The organism is Haloarcula sp. Atlit-120R (assembly GCF_003665885.1).
In the GTDB taxonomy this organism is placed as follows: domain Archaea; phylum Halobacteriota; class Halobacteria; order Halobacteriales; family Haloarculaceae; genus Haloarcula; species Haloarcula taiwanensis.
On record NZ_QPLN01000001.1, the window covers coordinates 489380 to 503543 of the forward strand.

The 14164-nt window shown below is 65.6% G+C and carries 12 protein-coding genes; 9 read left to right on the forward strand and 3 right to left on the reverse strand.

The annotated features are described in order from the left end of the window. Positions 1-22: 22 nt before the first annotated feature. From rad50 to DVK01_RS02615, 3 genes are all read right to left on the reverse strand, one after another. Positions 23-2698 carry a DNA double-strand break repair ATPase Rad50 gene (rad50, locus tag DVK01_RS02605; RefSeq protein WP_101350757.1) on the reverse strand — a complete coding sequence of 892 codons (2676 nt, stop codon included), beginning with the start codon at positions 2696-2698 and terminating at the stop codon, positions 23-25. Between the two features lie 13 nt (positions 2699-2711). Then, on the reverse strand, positions 2712-3968 hold the full coding sequence (gene mre11 / locus DVK01_RS02610; protein ID WP_121535276.1) for a DNA double-strand break repair protein Mre11: 1257 nt from the start codon (positions 3966-3968) through the stop codon (positions 2712-2714). Positions 3969-4052: 84 nt separating this feature from the next. Beyond that, complete coding sequence (locus DVK01_RS02615; RefSeq protein ID WP_101350759.1) at positions 4053-4418, reverse strand: hypothetical protein; 366 nt, start codon at positions 4416-4418, stop codon at positions 4053-4055. Positions 4419-4602: 184 nt separating this feature from the next. Between DVK01_RS02615 and DVK01_RS22780 the strand changes: the two genes are divergently transcribed. The 9 genes from DVK01_RS22780 to DVK01_RS02655 all read left to right on the forward strand — a co-directional run bounded on the left by DVK01_RS22780 (position 4603) and on the right by DVK01_RS02655 (position 14115). Then, a complete protein-coding gene (locus DVK01_RS22780) occupies positions 4603-4725 on the forward strand; it encodes a hypothetical protein (RefSeq protein WP_255410197.1) in 123 nt (40 codons plus the stop codon). 91 nt (positions 4726-4816) lie between these two features. Next, positions 4817-5317, forward strand: a complete 501-nt coding sequence (locus tag DVK01_RS02620; protein ID WP_121535278.1) for a hypothetical protein — start codon at positions 4817-4819, stop codon at positions 5315-5317. Next, positions 5314-5787, forward strand: a complete 474-nt coding sequence (locus DVK01_RS02625) for a hypothetical protein (RefSeq protein ID WP_121535280.1) — start codon at positions 5314-5316, stop codon at positions 5785-5787. The genes DVK01_RS02620 and DVK01_RS02625 overlap by 4 nt, the downstream gene beginning before the upstream one ends. After that, positions 5780-7642, forward strand: coding sequence for an ATPase, T2SS/T4P/T4SS family (locus tag DVK01_RS02630; RefSeq protein WP_121535282.1), 1863 nt, complete (start codon positions 5780-5782; stop codon positions 7640-7642). Before DVK01_RS02625 ends, DVK01_RS02630 begins: the two co-directional genes overlap by 8 nt. Next, complete coding sequence (locus DVK01_RS02635; protein ID WP_121535284.1) at positions 7639-9384, forward strand: type II secretion system F family protein; 1746 nt, start codon at positions 7639-7641, stop codon at positions 9382-9384. The genes DVK01_RS02630 and DVK01_RS02635 overlap by 4 nt, the downstream gene beginning before the upstream one ends. A 34-nt stretch (positions 9385-9418) precedes the next feature. Then, positions 9419-9880: a hypothetical protein gene (locus tag DVK01_RS02640; RefSeq protein ID WP_101350764.1), complete on the forward strand. Its 462-nt coding sequence runs from the start codon at positions 9419-9421 to the stop codon at positions 9878-9880. Beyond that, on the forward strand, positions 9861-10256 hold the full coding sequence (locus tag DVK01_RS02645; protein ID WP_121535286.1) for a hypothetical protein: 396 nt from the start codon (positions 9861-9863) through the stop codon (positions 10254-10256). The genes DVK01_RS02640 and DVK01_RS02645 overlap by 20 nt, the downstream gene beginning before the upstream one ends. An 8-nt stretch (positions 10257-10264) precedes the next feature. Then, complete coding sequence (locus tag DVK01_RS02650; RefSeq protein ID WP_121535288.1) at positions 10265-11125, forward strand: hypothetical protein; 861 nt, start codon at positions 10265-10267, stop codon at positions 11123-11125. Continuing rightward, positions 11113-14115, forward strand: coding sequence for a hypothetical protein (locus DVK01_RS02655; protein WP_121535290.1), 3003 nt, complete (start codon positions 11113-11115; stop codon positions 14113-14115). Before DVK01_RS02650 ends, DVK01_RS02655 begins: the two co-directional genes overlap by 13 nt. Positions 14116-14164 lie beyond the last annotated feature (49 nt).

Here is a 14164-nt window from a genome sequence, read left to right on the forward strand (position 1 = left end):
CTGGTCAGCGTCGTGACTGCGGTCAGGCCAGTTCCGCGACCGTCGCTTCGACCTGCTCGACCCGCGAGCGGTTGGTCGTTGCGTCCTTCTCGACACGGACGAGGTCGTCCGCTGCACCGACGAGTTCCTCGTCGTGACTGACCACGAGAATCTGTTCGACGCCAACCTCGTCGCGCATGTACTCCACAAGGTCAAGCAGTTGCGTGACGTGGCCTGAATCAAGGAATACCGTCGGCTCGTCGAGGATTAGCGGCGGCATCGGTGCGGCTCCTTCGATACCCTCCGCGAGCAGACGATAGATAGCACATCGCAGGCTGAGGTTGAACAGCGCGCGCTCGCCGCCGGAGAGCTGTTCGGGTTCCAGCGGTTCGCCGTCCTTCTGGTACACCGTCAGCTGGTACTGTCCATCAAGCTCGATGTGTGAGTACGAGTCGTTCTGGTACACCAAGTCGAACGTCTGATTGAGCATCCGTTCGAGGGTTTCGACATTGCGCTGGCGCAGTTCCGCTCGAAGCGCGCCGTACATCTCCTGTAGCTCCTCGGTCTCCTCGTACAGCGTTTCGAGTTTCTCCAGGGTCACTTCGAGGTTCTCGCGCCGGTCCCGCAGTGACTCCAGTTCCTCGATTTCGTTCGTGACACCGCCGATGGCGTTTTGTAGTTCGTCGCGCTTCTGGCGTTTCTCCGCCAGCGCCTCTTCGGCCTGCTCGATGTACTGTTCCGCGCGTTGCTTCTCGTTGCGGGCTTCATCAATTCGCTCTTCGTCGAACGATTCGGCCAGGTCCTGCTTGCGCTCGCGCTTCTCCGCGAGCTGTTCGCGGCGCTGGTCGTTTAGTTCGGCCTGCTGACTGCGCTTCTCCCGCAAGCGCTCGATGTCGTCGTCGCAGTCGTCGATCTTCCCAAGCAGGTCTTCGACCCGCTCTAGACGCTCAATCGACTGCTTGACCTGCTGGCGCTCCTGATTGCACTCCGCGACGACCGAGCGGCAGTCTTCCGCCTGCTCGCGGGCTTCGGCGGCTTTCTCACGTTTCGTCTCGGCCTCGGACTCGTGGTCCGCTGCTTCCTCTCGGAGGGTTTCGATACGCTCTTGATCCGCGTCCAGCCCGTTCGCCTTCTCCTCAACGAGTTGGACGATGTTCGAGCGGTTGTTTTCGAGCGTCGCCAGTTCGTCCGCTGTCTCGACCAGCTCCGCCGCCGTCTCGTGTTTCGACTCCAGTGTTTCGACTTCTTCGCGAGCGTCTGCGAGCGTCGACTCCAGCTCCGCGATTCGCTCGCGGTCGTCCTCGATGGAGTCGACGTGCGGTGACTCGGCCACGTCCTGCCCGCACTCGGGGCACTTGCCGGCCTCCAGCAGCGCCTCGGCCTCCGCGAGCGACTCGCGCTCGCTCTCCAGTTTCGTCTCCAGTTCGGTCACCTGCTGTCGGGCCTCTTCGAGGTCACTGGCGACAGATTCTTTGTACGACTGCGCCCCGTTGCGGTCGGTCGGCGCGTTCTCGAACCGGGCTTCGAGGGCAGCGATCTGGTCGTCGATGTCGCTGATCTGCTCCCGGCGCTCGGCGATGGCCTCCCGCGCGGCTTCGATGTCTGCTTCCAGTTCGTCGGCCTCTTTGCGTTTCTCCTCGGCCCGGGATTCGAGGTCGGCAGCGCTGTCAGCGAGCGCATCAGCCGTGCTGCTGTGTTCCTTTGCGTCGACGCGCTGGTCCTCGATGCGGCCCTGCAGGTCGTCGTCGCGAGACTGTCGCTCTTCGAGTCGCGCATCGACGGTGTCGGGGTCCGGCTCCGAACTGTCGAGGTCGGTCTCGGAAACCGTTTCCGCGAGTTGCTCCTGAAGCGATTCCCGGCGGTCCTGTAGTTCCCCGATGCGCTCTTTGAGGTCGGTTCGTTCCGTCTCCGTCTCTGTGATGGTCGTCTCCAGTTCTTCGATGTCGTCTTCCAGCGCCGCCAGTTCCTCGCGTTTCTCCTCGTACTCTTCGAGGACCGATTCGGCCTGCGTGAGCGTCTCCTCGGCAGTGGCCTTCTGGTCCTCAATGTGCTCGATTTCGTCCTGCAGTTCCGATTCCTTTGTTTCCAAGCTGTTCAGGCGCTCGTGGAGGTCTTTCGACTCTTTCTCCTGTATCTGCTCGTCGAGTTGTGATAGTGCCCCCTGTTTGTCATCGCGCACGCGACCGACCCCGACGCGGGCGTCGCTGGCCCGCTCGCGGTACTCCTCCAGTTTCCCCAGTTGCAGGAGGTCGTCGAGCATATCTTGTCGGTCGCCGGGAGAGGCGTTGATGAGCTTGTTTACCTCGCCCTGACGGACGTACGCGCAGTTAACGAACGCCTCGCTGTCCATCCGTAGGAGCTCCGTAACGCGTCGGCGCACGTCGCGTGCCCCCTCGTAGTTCCCCTCGGGCGTCTCGAGCACACACTTCGCCGTCGTCGGTTGCGCCCCGGTCGCGCGGACCCGGCGCGTGAGGTGATAGTCGCCGCCGGCGTGAGAAAACCACAATTCGACAGTGCAGTCGTCGGCCCCGATAGTAACCACATCGCCGAGGTTCTCGTCCAGCGCCTTCGAGCCGTACAGCGCGAAGAAACAGGCCTCAAGTAGGGATGACTTCCCGCTCCCATTGAGTCCGTGGATGACGGTCACGCCGTTGTCCAGTCGCAGGTCGGCATCGTCGTAGCACTTGAAATTGGATAGCTTGACCCGTTGGAATTTCATTGTTGACCCTCCATCACAGGAACTCCTCGACGCTCGCTTGACTCTCGCTGTCTGTGCCGTCGGCTTCGTTCGCTGGTGTTCCGTCGTCGCCTTCGCCCTCGTTTGCACCCGCGGTGGCGTCGGTGTCGGACGCGCCATCGCTCGCCGCCGTCTCGGTGTCGGCTGCGAGGGCATCTGACTCCTCGGAAAGCAGTTCGCGGACGTGCCGTTCGACCTCGTCCTTGACGTTCGCGTCGGCGACCTTCGAGGCGCGTATCGTCTCGTCGATGTCGTGGGCGGCCTCGCTCAGTCCGAGCTCGCGGACGCGCTCGGTGACGGCGTCGTCAGGGTCGGCGAAGCTGATCTCCGTTTCTCGCTCCTCGGCCGTGATTTCCCGGTGGTCGGTGACGCGAGCCACGAGCGCACCCCGGTCAAGTGCAAATGATTCGACGCTGGCCGGAGTAACCGGGTCGCCGTCGCCGCTGATGGAGACGATGACGACGGCGTCCGCCAGGTCGTGCTGGCCGACGCGGCTCCGGACCCGTTCGACGCCTTCCTCGGGCCCGAGGTCCACGTCGACAAAGACGAACTCGCGGGTGTCGAGACCGCGACGTGTGATGCGTACTTCGTCGTCGAAGGTGACGATGTTGTAGCCGCGGTCCTCGCGTTCGCTCGCACTCGCGCGCTCGGTCGACCCGCAGTAGGTGACCCAGGTATCTTCGACCTGCTGTTTGCCGGGGTCGTGGTTGTCACCGAGCAACATCGCGTCGAACTCGACCGACGATTCGGTCAGAATTTCTTCGGCGTCCCAGTCGCCGTACTCGAAGGGCTGGAACAGGCCGTGGGTGACCAGCGCGGCGCTGTCTGCGTCGTGGGCGGCAAAATCATAGTCGAGGTCGTCGCGTTGCGAGCGTGGCACGAAATCGAGGCCGTAGAAGGCGGTGTCGCCGATGACAGTCGGCTCGTCGTTGAGCCGCGTCGCCAGGCCGAGTGACTCGTACAGGTCGAGCCACTGGGCGTCCCGCTTTGCCTCGTGGTTTCCTACGACAGCAAGGAAGGGGATACTGGCTTCAGAGAGTTCTTCGAGGACGCTCAGCGTGCCCATGATGTCGGCCAAAGCCGGACGGCGGTCGTGGAACAGGTCACCGGCGTGGACGACAGCGTCAGCATCGTCCGCGATGGCGTCTCGGACCACCTGCCGGAACGCATCAAGGAAGTCGTCCCGTCGGTCAGGGACGTTGTACTGCTGATATCCGACGTGGGTATCGCCGGTGTGTATCACCCGTGTCATTTGCCCACCTGTAAGCCAGCGCCACCTAAAGGGGTATCGTGAGCGGAGTGAAAGTGGTCGACAGGACTGTAATTGACCCGGTGACTACGACCCATCGTTTGGCCCCGCCGCGGCGTCCCGGTACCGCCGGAACGCTCGCAAAGCCGCCCGCCCCTCATCTGCCAGCCCGCTCACTTCGTGTTCGGCCTGTTCGACGGCCGCTTGGAGTTGGCCGACGCCGAACGTCTCGACGAAGGCGACTGCTCTGTCTAAATCGTCGGTTGCCCGAGACGCTCGCTCGATGACCGTCTGGTAGCCGGCGTCACCGCCCGTCTCGTCGGTCGCCATCCGGGCTGTGGTACTATCGCCCTCTCGGTCGGCTGCTCGGGTCGCTTGGCCCCTGTCGTCGCTGTTGCCCTCACCGGCAGCGAGCGCCGAGAGTGCCGCTTTCACCTGGTCGCTATCGGCCATAGCGTGGCGTGGCCACGGCATCCTATATAAATGTTCACCGGTACCGAGGCAGATAATGACGCTGTGGAGACAATCGCCCAACCGAACTGATCGAGAACGCGTACAAGATAGTGAGGTGATTCGTTCGATAGAACTAACGGTCCTGCGATAGTGCTAGCTGACAACGAAATAATAGTATTTTATCATGCCGCTGTGCAAATTCCGCTCCGACGACACGGCGCTTTCGTCAATCACAGTCGTCGCGCTGCTGATTCTGGCAACCCTGCTCATCTCCGTCATCCTCGCGCTGTTCATCCTCGGCGGGTAGGGCGGGGCGAACGTTTTCTGGCAGCGACCGGTGCGTTTCCCGCAGGACCCCGTCCAAGCGTTCAAATAATAGCACGGGACCAGCGCCGAGCATGACAGATATCGAGACGCTGGCCGAACGGCTCCGTACGGTCGAACGCGCTGTCACAGACGGAACGACGGAGTTCCCGGAAGTGACGGAACTCGCTGAGTTGGAGAAGCGCGTGGACGCCGTCGAGCAGCGTATCGACGACATCGACGAGCGGACGGCGGAACTCGAAGCCGCTACACAGGCCCTCCGCGGCTACGTGGGGAATGTTCGCACGGTCAACGAGGATATCGAGCAGCGCGCCGATGCGGCGCTGGCGGCCACTGACCGACTGGAGGAGCAACTCAACGACGCACTGTCGTCGCCGTCGGCATCTAGTCTACAGGCGGCTGAGAGCGATCAGAATCGAACCGAGGGAGTACAGACTGCTCCACGTTCGTCGGACGGCACCCATGCAGCGCCCGACACCGCGACCGACTTCTCCGCGATCACTGACAGCAGCACCCACGACAGGGACGAGACGCCTGATTCGGGCGTCGTCAGCCGCATTCGCGCGCTGCTGTGATATACCGGCTGGTCCTTGCCGTCGTGGTCATGACCGCACTCCTCGGTGTAACAGCCCCGGCACTGTCGACAGCCCGAGCGGACGCAGCCAGCGGCACGATGGAGCGTCAAGTAGACGGGCTGAGGACCGAATTGACGAGGCTAGCCGAGACCGACGCCGCGACAGTGAACGGCGACGCACGGCGAGCAGTGTCGATACGAATTCCCGTAGGGACCTACACGAATGCCGGCGTCAGTCAGCTACAGTTCGTGGATCGGGGCGGTGTCGGCGTCGCGACTTGGACGGTCGAGTCCCGGAAACAGACCGAACGGCTGGTCAGCATTCCGATCCGAACGACAGCCGCGACCGACAGACTCGACGAACCCGGCACACATCGGCTCGTATTCGTGCTGACGCGGTCAAACGGCCAGCGGATGCTGCGGGTCCATCGGTTTAAGTTCGAAGCCGCGGCGAGGCGTAGTCATGCGTGAGTGGCTCTTCGGGTCATCGACAGCGGCCGACTGTCGCTGTGAAACGACTATCGAGAGTGGGCGGCTGGTGGTGACGGCCGACGAGTGTCCGGGCGGCGGCGACCTCGCCGCGTCGGCTGACTGCCGGGCGACAGTCGTCGATTCGCTCTCGTCGGCCGGTATCGAGACAGTCGTCACAGCGCAAGCTGGACAGGCGCGAGTGTACGCCGAGCGGGCGGCGGCAGTACTCACTGCGGCTGGCCGGTTCGCGACCAGAGTCACCGCGCTGGACGACCGCCTCGCAGCCCGTGCCCGACGGGACCCCGTCGCTGCCGCGACAGAGGCAGTCGGCCGAGCGGGGCCGGTCGCCGACCTAGCGGCAGAGACCGGATTGGTTGTCGCCACCGAGGGCTTCGACACCAGTGAACAGGTGCTTACTGCCTACACCGGGCCAACGATTAGCGACGCCCGTGTCGAGACAGCGCCGCCGGCGGATGCGACGCTCCGGGGCCAGCAGGCGCTCCCGACAGATGCCATCGTTCGGAGATACGACGCGCACGGCGACCAACTGCCGGTGTATCATATCGAGCCCCGCGAACAGCGGTTCGACCCAGACACGATGGAGACGCTTGTCGAAGCGTACAGGCGAGTCGCGACCGCTGCCACCGACGGCGGCTGTCACCCGTACGATGCAGCTGCCGCGGTGGCCGGTGACAGTACGACGGCAACCGCGGTCGGTGCCGTGCTCGAAAAGCACACGGGCGGGCTCGGGATCTTGGAAGATATCTTCGCCGATAAGCGGGTGTCCGACGTGTTCGCCACAGCCCCAGTGAGTGACATCCGGCTCCGAGTGCGTTGTAACGGTGAAACGATGCGAACGAACGTCCGGCTGACGCCTTCAGGTGCGGACACGCTTGCATCGACATTCAGGCGGTCGAGCGGCCGGGCGTTCTCGCGAGCGAACCCGACGCTCGATGCAACGGCGACGGTGGCTGACCGGCAGATTCGCGTCGCCGGTGTGAGTGAACCGGTCAGTGACGGCCTCGCCTTCGCCTTTCGCGCCCACAACAGCGACGTGTGGCGGTTGGCCGACTTCGTCGACAACGGGACGATGCCGGCCGCCGTCGCCGGACTGCTCTCCGTCGCCGTGGAGCGCGGCAGGGCCTGCCTCGTCGCCGGTCCCCGCGGTGCGGGCAAGACGACAACGCTCGGGGCGTTGCTCTGGGAACTTCCCCACGAGGTCCGGACAATCCTGATCGAGGACACGCCCGAACTTCCGGCGTCGTCGTTGCAGTCCGACGGCCGGGACGTGCAGGCGCTTCGGACCACCAGCGGAGACGGACCATCAGTAGATGCTACAGAGGCCCTGCGGACCGCGCTCCGACTCGGCGAAGGCGCGCTCGCCGTTGGAGAGGTCCGCGGCGAGGAGGCCGGCGTTCTCTACGAGGCGATGCGTGTCGGTGGCGGCGACGGGGCCGTCCTCGGGACGATTCACGGCAACGGCCCCGAAGCCGTTCGGGAACGGTTGGTGTCGGACCTCGACGTCCCGGTCCAGTCGTTCGCCGCGACAGACCTCGTGATAACGCTGGCTCCGCCCGCGTCGGCGCACGGCCGCGGTATCGAATCTGTCGCGGAAATCGTCTCTCATGGCGATTGTGTATCTTTCGAGACACTCTACGAACGCGACGGACCGACAGCGACAGCTACCGGTCGCCTGACGCGGGGTAACAGCCGTCTGGTGGAGTCCATCGCCGCGCCCGACGAGTCCTACGCCGAGGTACTCGACACTATCGAGGCGCGAACCAAACGATTCGAGGAGTCGGTGGCTGTCGAGACACGCGGGAACGAGCCGCCCACAGACGAGGCCCAGCCGTGAGCTACGCCAGCGGTTCAGACGACTCCGGCGACAGCGCGAGCACGGCACCAGCCGCACCGCTCACAACCGCGGTCGTTGCGGCCTACCCGGGCACTGTCGAGGTACCAGACGACTACCGGCGAGCGTGTCAGTTGCTCTCGGTTACGACTCCGCCTGAGGCACTGCTGGCGGCGAGTTACGTCGTTGCCGTGTGTGGCTCCCTGCTCGCACTGCTCGTCGCTGTGACGGTGACCGGACTGCTGGCGACAACCGTCAGCCTCGGGTTCCTCGCCCTGTCTCTGAGCGTTGCGGCGCTGGGACGGTACGGCGTGCCGTTCGCCGCGAAAGCAAAGCGGATTCGAACGCTGGGGGCCGCACCCTCGCTTGTCACGACGCTGGTGCTCGGCGTGACACTGTGGCCAAGCGCCGAACGGGCGGCGGCGTTCGCCGGACGAACCGGACGCGGGCTCCTCGCCACACGGCTGGACCACCATCGGCAGCGAGCCGCGGGCACGCCACGGAGCGGTCTGGGAACGTTCGCGGCGGCTTGGAGCGACCGGTTCCCGGCGCTCGAACGCGCAGTCGGATTGGTCGAGAACGCGACGGCGGCCCCGGCCGAGGAGCGGCCCGAGATCCTCGAACGTGCACGGCGATGCATCCTCGACGGGACGCGCGACGAGATGGCGGCCTTTGCGGCCTCGATTCGCGGACCGGCGACCGGCCTGTACGCCTTCGGTGTGCTCTTGCCGCTGGCGATGGCGTCACTGCTGCCCGCCGCCGCTGCCGCAGGTGTGCCAGTGACAGCTCCCGTGTTGGCTGGGACCTACGGCGTCGTCATGCCCGCCGCGCTGCTGGTCGCCTGTTGCTGGCTTTTAGGACGGCGACCGGTCGCGTTCCCGCCTGCAACAATCCCGCGAAGCCACCCGGACGTGCCGGCGTCGGCACTCCCCTCAGTTGTGGTCGGAATCGGCGCCGGAATCGGGGGGTGGCTCCTTGCCGGCGCGCTCGTCGCTGCGTGGGCGTCTCCTATCGGGGCACTCGGGGCCGGCGTCGGGAGCGCGCTCGTCAGCTACTACCGACCCGTCGCCGAGGTCCGGGACTACGTCACCGACGTTGAAGCAGGCCTGCCGGACGTGCTATCGGCTGTCGGTCGACGGCTGGGTCGCGGCGAGTCAGTCGAAACCGCGCTTGTCGAGGCCGTCGATGAGACACCCACACCGACAAGTGCCGTCATCGAAGCCGCCGTCGCGCGTCAGGAATGCCTCGGGACCAGCGTCGAGGGAGCGTTTCTGGGTCCCGGCGGGGCGCTCGCTGACGTTCCGAGCCGTCGCACCCATCGTGCGGCAATCCTGCTGGATACGGCCGCGACAATCGGGCCACCGGCGGGAACATCCGTGACGGCGATGGGCGAGCATCTCGACGCGCTCCGGGCCATTGAGCGCGAGACGCGCCGAGACCTCGCACAGATAACCGAAACGCTGTCAAACACCGCTGCGCTGTTCGGTCCGCTTATTGGCGGTGCGACCGTCGCGCTGGCCGGGTCGATGGGCGGCGGCGAGCAGTTCGCTACCGTTTCGAGTGCGCTGCTGGGGCCGGTTGTCGGCTGGTACGTGCTCGTTCTGGCTGTGTTGCTGACGATGCTATCGACGGGGTTGCATCGGGGCCTCGACCGCGCGCTCGCTGGGTACCGAACCGGTCTGGCGCTCCTCTCGGCCACGGCCACCTTCCTCGCCGCCGTCGTCGCGACCGGGCTGCTGGTCTAAGTGTTTAAACCGGAGAACGCGGCCAAGACGGTCCATGTTCGAGACGCACGTCGACACGCTGTCTCTCTGGGTCGGCCTAGGAACAGTGAGCGTGGCCGTCCTTGGTGTCGTCGTCGGCCTCCCGACGACCGCAGCGCCGGACGCGACGGCGGCAGCGGCGACTATCGATGAGGTCACGACCAGCCCGCCCGGGTCCGTCGCACATCGACGACTCGTCGCTACAGAGTGGGCGTTCGATGGCAGCGAAATCCGTCTCCGCAACGACGGCGGGTCAGCCACCGCGCGACTGACTCGAACGGCCGTCCCGGCACAGACCGACCGGCTACAGAATGTGGTGAACGGCGAGCGCCCGGAGGCCGTGTACGAATCACCGGTCGCGTTCAGTCGAGCGACCCGACAGGCACGGACCGCGAACGACGGGTGGCGACCGGCTCCGGACCGGGTGACTGTCAGGCACGTCGCCTGGGGAGGAACCGATGTCACGGTCGTCGGATAGAGCGACGACGGAACCGCTGGTCGCGCTTGTCGCTGTCTTCGCCGTCACGTTTGGCGTGTCCCTGTATGCCGGTGTGGTAGACGACGCGTTCAGCACACTTGACGACGACCGAAATATCGCCACGCCGACCGCCGATACTGTGGAACAGCGGCTCTCGTCGGCTGGCGTCGTTCGGCCCGAAAAACTCGACGGTGCGCTCGAGGGCGTGCCAGAAAACTACCACGGAAACGCGACCATCACAGCGACGACCGGCGCGCGATGGAGCGGTGGCCAAAAGCCACCGACCAGCGCTGACATCGAAGCCAGAACAGTGAGCGTGCGAGTCGGATCGGGGGCAGTCCGTCGCGGAACGCTCACGGTTCGGGTGTGGCGATGAACAGGGCGATGAGTGCCGTCGCCGACGTGACAGTATTCCTCCTGCTCGTTGGTGCGGCCGCAGGGACCCTCGTGAGCGGCGTCAGCGTCGAGAAGCCGGCGGCGACCACAAGCCCTGCAGCTGACCACGCGTCGACGCTGGCGACGAGTACCGCAAGCGTCGAGTACGATTTGCTCGTCCCACCGTCAGAGTACGGCAGGCCGCCCGACCACGCGACACGGCGGCAACGGACGAGTCACGGGACCGTCGCAGGACTACTCGGTGAGGCTGCGATGAGCGGTGTCACCGTGGACGGCGAACGGGTATCGAGCGCCGGCACAGACTTCGAGTCACGAGTCGCTGCGGTGACGCGTGATAGGCTCCACAGCCGCGGCCATCGAACGTCCGTCTGTGTCACCTGGACACCGTATCCCGGTGCGCCAGTCAGAGGCGAGTACCGCGTCGGCGACCGGCCGCCGGATACTGTCGACGTTCGGGCGGCGACAGTGACCGTCCCGAGCGGGATGGAGAACGTCTCGGAGCCAGCCCGCGAAGCGGCGGATACAGGCGGCTACGATGGCGTGTCGACGGTCGTGGCTCGAAGCGTCGTCGACGGACTGTTCCCGCCGGCGCAGTCACGCTACGCCCTCCGTGGCGACTACCCGTCGGCCGTGCTGATGGCCGCGCGATACGAGCGGATGGCTGGTCTGACGGGGACGAGCGTTGCCGTTGAACGACAGTCGACGGTCGAAATGAACCGCGACCTGACCCCGGCGCTTGCCACGCGGCTTCGAACCGATATGCGGTCGCGGTACGACTCACCGGCAGACGCCGCCCGCGCCGTTCGGGTGAGCCGTGTCCGCGTAACTGTCAGGACGTGGTCGCCGTGAGAGACGACAGCCGCGGCCGAGTGCCGTTCGCGTTGCTCGGCGTTCTCCTGCTCGTGAGCAGCCTCACGCTGGCCCCGACGTTCGTCACCGAGCCAGCCCCGAGCGAGACGGGGGTCGAACGGGCGCTGAATCAGGCCATAGCGGAGACCCAGGTCGCCGTGCGGGACGGCGTTTCGACGGCTGGCCAACAGGCGGCCGCGAGCCCGGTTGTCACACCCGCTGACACACCTGCTGGTCGGGTTCTGAACGATTCGACTGCGTTCCGGGACTCGCTCAGAATCCGTGCCTATCTCCGGGTTGCGGACCGACTAGAGCGTGTCTCCGGCCGAAGCGGTGACGTGACCGTGACTGCCAGTCTGCCGGCGGTTGCTAACGCGAGCGGTCTCCGAGCGGCGAAACACCGCATCTCGGTCGAACGCGCCGGGCCGAACAAGACCGCGATGCGGGCGACGGTTGAGAATATCGTTCTGACAGTTCGGCGCAACGGAGCGGTGGTCTCGACGCGGCACGTTTCGCCGACCGTCGTCGTCCCGACGCAGGCGCTCATGCTCCACGATCAGGTGTCGACCTACCAGACGCGTCTGAACAACGGTCTAGGCAGGCCGGGGCTGAGCCAGCGAATGACAGCCCGGCTGTACCCGATAGCATGGGCAAGAGGGTATGCCCAGTACGGCGGCGCTGGCATCGAAAACGTCGTGGCAAACCGGCACGTCTCGCTGGCGACGAACGGCGCACTGCTCGGCGTCCAGCGGTCGACCTTCGGCCGGAGCGACCCTGCCGGTCGCCGTGCCATAGCAGAGGCGACAGCGATGACGGGAATCGAAGACATCGTTCGGGGTAGCAAGGGAACGGCCCACTCAAGTGCGGTGCTCGACCAAGCCCAGTACAAGCCGGTCAGCGAGACACCACTGCATCCGAAGTCCACGACAGGACCGAGCCCGACCGAATCGATGACTGTCGGCGTCAACGAGACAGCAGACACCACGTTCCGGGCTGTCACTGACCCGTCGACGCTCAACGAGACGCTTGAGGACGCATACACCGTCGAGGTGGCGCTGGAAACCGACAAGCATCGACTGGGCGGAGGCCCGCCGGAGATGCCGCCGTCGCCGGGCACCGGGTGGACACTGGTCGCCGACCGGACGACCACCGCTACGGAGGCAGTCGGGAAGGCTAGCGGTCGCGTCGCAACGCCGGACAGCTGGCATACCTTGGAGACGTTCAGTCGAACTGTCGAGCGCCAGTACACCCGGACAGCTGTCTGGCAGAACGGGTCAGTACGTCGGCGCACAACAAGGTCAAGCACCGTGCGCTATCGCGTGACTGCCGCCGTCGTCGGCCGCCATCACGGCCGTTCACGGGCACCGAACCGCTCGATTCGGACCGCACACGACGCCAGCGCAAGTCCGTTGAACGGGTCGAACTTCGCCGACGTGGAGCCGAAGGCGATAGGCTCGCTCGTCAACCACGCCGGGGGCCGGGACGGAGTGGCCGAACGAGTCGTCGACGATAGCCTGAGCCGGACGGAGGCGACAGTGGCGGCCGACCGACCGCCAGAACTGCACGACTGGGTGTATCGGGACCTGATGGACCTCCGGGCGTCAGTCCGCAACACGACCGTTACCGTCGAGCGCGGACGCGTCGGGACCTTCGAGACGAGTCCCCCGGAGGAACTCCGGGAGCGGGTCGAGAAACGTCGTGCCACTCTGGCGGCCGTGCCGGAAACCTACGACAGCGCGGCACAGAAGGCACGCGTCGCGGCCCGGCTGACATATCTGAATGCGGTGTCGGCAGAGTTGGACAGGCAGGCCTCGGCGCGGAACGGTCACCGGAAGCGAGTAAATACACAGCTATCGAAACGCACCGAAGGATCGCTGCGTGCCCTCCGAAAAGGATTAACTGCGAGTGAGACGCCCGTTCCGCGGTCACGGCCAGTGCCGGTCGGGCCGGCCGGTCCCGTCAGAACACGGGTCGATACGCAGACACCGTATCTGACGCTGACCGAACTAGACGAGAGTCGGTATCGCGCGCTGGATGGGGGCGAACATCCGCTGGTGGCGCGGAACGCAAACGTGTTCACAGTCCCATACGGTGACGCCGCCGATGCCGTCGTTGGTGGTGCGTTCGAGGGCGGTGACAGGGTACGCCTCGCAATGGCGGCGAACACACTCGCGGCCGCGAACGAGACCCTCAAATCGGAGTCGAACGCGACGCTCGCTTCAGAGCGTGACGCACTCCAGCGGGAGGTCGGGGCGGCCAACACGGAAATGACGACGGCACTCTGGCTGGCGGTCTCCCAACACACTGAGGCTGAACAGGACGAGAGCAAGGCCATCGTCGCTGACGCGATGGAGCAGTGGGACACATCGGCGGTCCGAGCGCTGGCTCTGACCAACGGCTCCGCACAGGAACGGGTCGCCCGTGTCGCCAGTGCGCGACTGACCCTCACACGGGTCGAACGCGACCGCCTCCGCCTGCAGCTGCTCTCGGTCGATGCACCGGCAACTAAACCGACGCTGGGGTCGACAAACGGGACGGCCTCGGCGGTGCGCTCCGTTGCGAAAACCGAACTGAGTAGCGCTCTGGCGAACGCTGGCGAGCGGAAGGTCCAGCAGTTCGCACAGAAGCGGCTCGGGACGGACAGGCTCCCGGCGGGTCTCCCGCTGGCACCGCCAGTTGTCCCTTGGTACGCGACAGCGAACATCTGGTGGGTGACTGTCGAGGGCGAGTACGCACGGTTCGCCGTCTCCGCGAGCCACGGCCGGCCAAGCGCGCCCGGCGCGCGAACGACCTACGCACGCGACGGGCACAACGTCACGCTCGACGTGGACGACGACGGAACAGGCGAGCGATTGGGTACCGCCGACCGTGTCTCGTTCCGAGCCGAGACGGGCGTTGTCGTCGTCGTGCCACCCAAACCGCGCGGAGTCGGTGACAAGGACGGCAACGCCGTGGAGGAATCCAGCGGGTGGCCGGACGCAGGCTCCTAACCACAGGCCGCATAACCGAAGTAAAATACCCCGGGGCCATACCGATTCC

Coding starts and splice junctions, on each gene's coding strand:
- DVK01_RS22780 (WP_255410197.1), top strand. CDS start 4,603: ATGCCGCTGTGCAAATTCCGCTCCGACGACACGGCGCTTTCGTCAATC.
- DVK01_RS02620 (WP_121535278.1), top strand. CDS start 4,817: ATGACAGATATCGAGACGCTGGCCGAACGGCTCCGTACGGTCGAACGC.
- mre11 (WP_121535276.1), bottom strand. CDS start 3,968: ATGACACGGGTGATACACACCGGCGATACCCACGTCGGATATCAGCAG.
- DVK01_RS02645 (WP_121535286.1), top strand. CDS start 9,861: ATGTCACGGTCGTCGGATAGAGCGACGACGGAACCGCTGGTCGCGCTT.
- DVK01_RS02640 (WP_101350764.1), top strand. CDS start 9,419: ATGTTCGAGACGCACGTCGACACGCTGTCTCTCTGGGTCGGCCTAGGA.
- DVK01_RS02615 (WP_101350759.1), bottom strand. CDS start 4,418: ATGGCCGATAGCGACCAGGTGAAAGCGGCACTCTCGGCGCTCGCTGCC.
- rad50 (WP_101350757.1), bottom strand. CDS start 2,698: ATGAAATTCCAACGGGTCAAGCTATCCAATTTCAAGTGCTACGACGAT.
- DVK01_RS02650 (WP_121535288.1), top strand. CDS start 10,265: ATGAGTGCCGTCGCCGACGTGACAGTATTCCTCCTGCTCGTTGGTGCG.
- DVK01_RS02630 (WP_121535282.1), top strand. CDS start 5,780: ATGCGTGAGTGGCTCTTCGGGTCATCGACAGCGGCCGACTGTCGCTGT.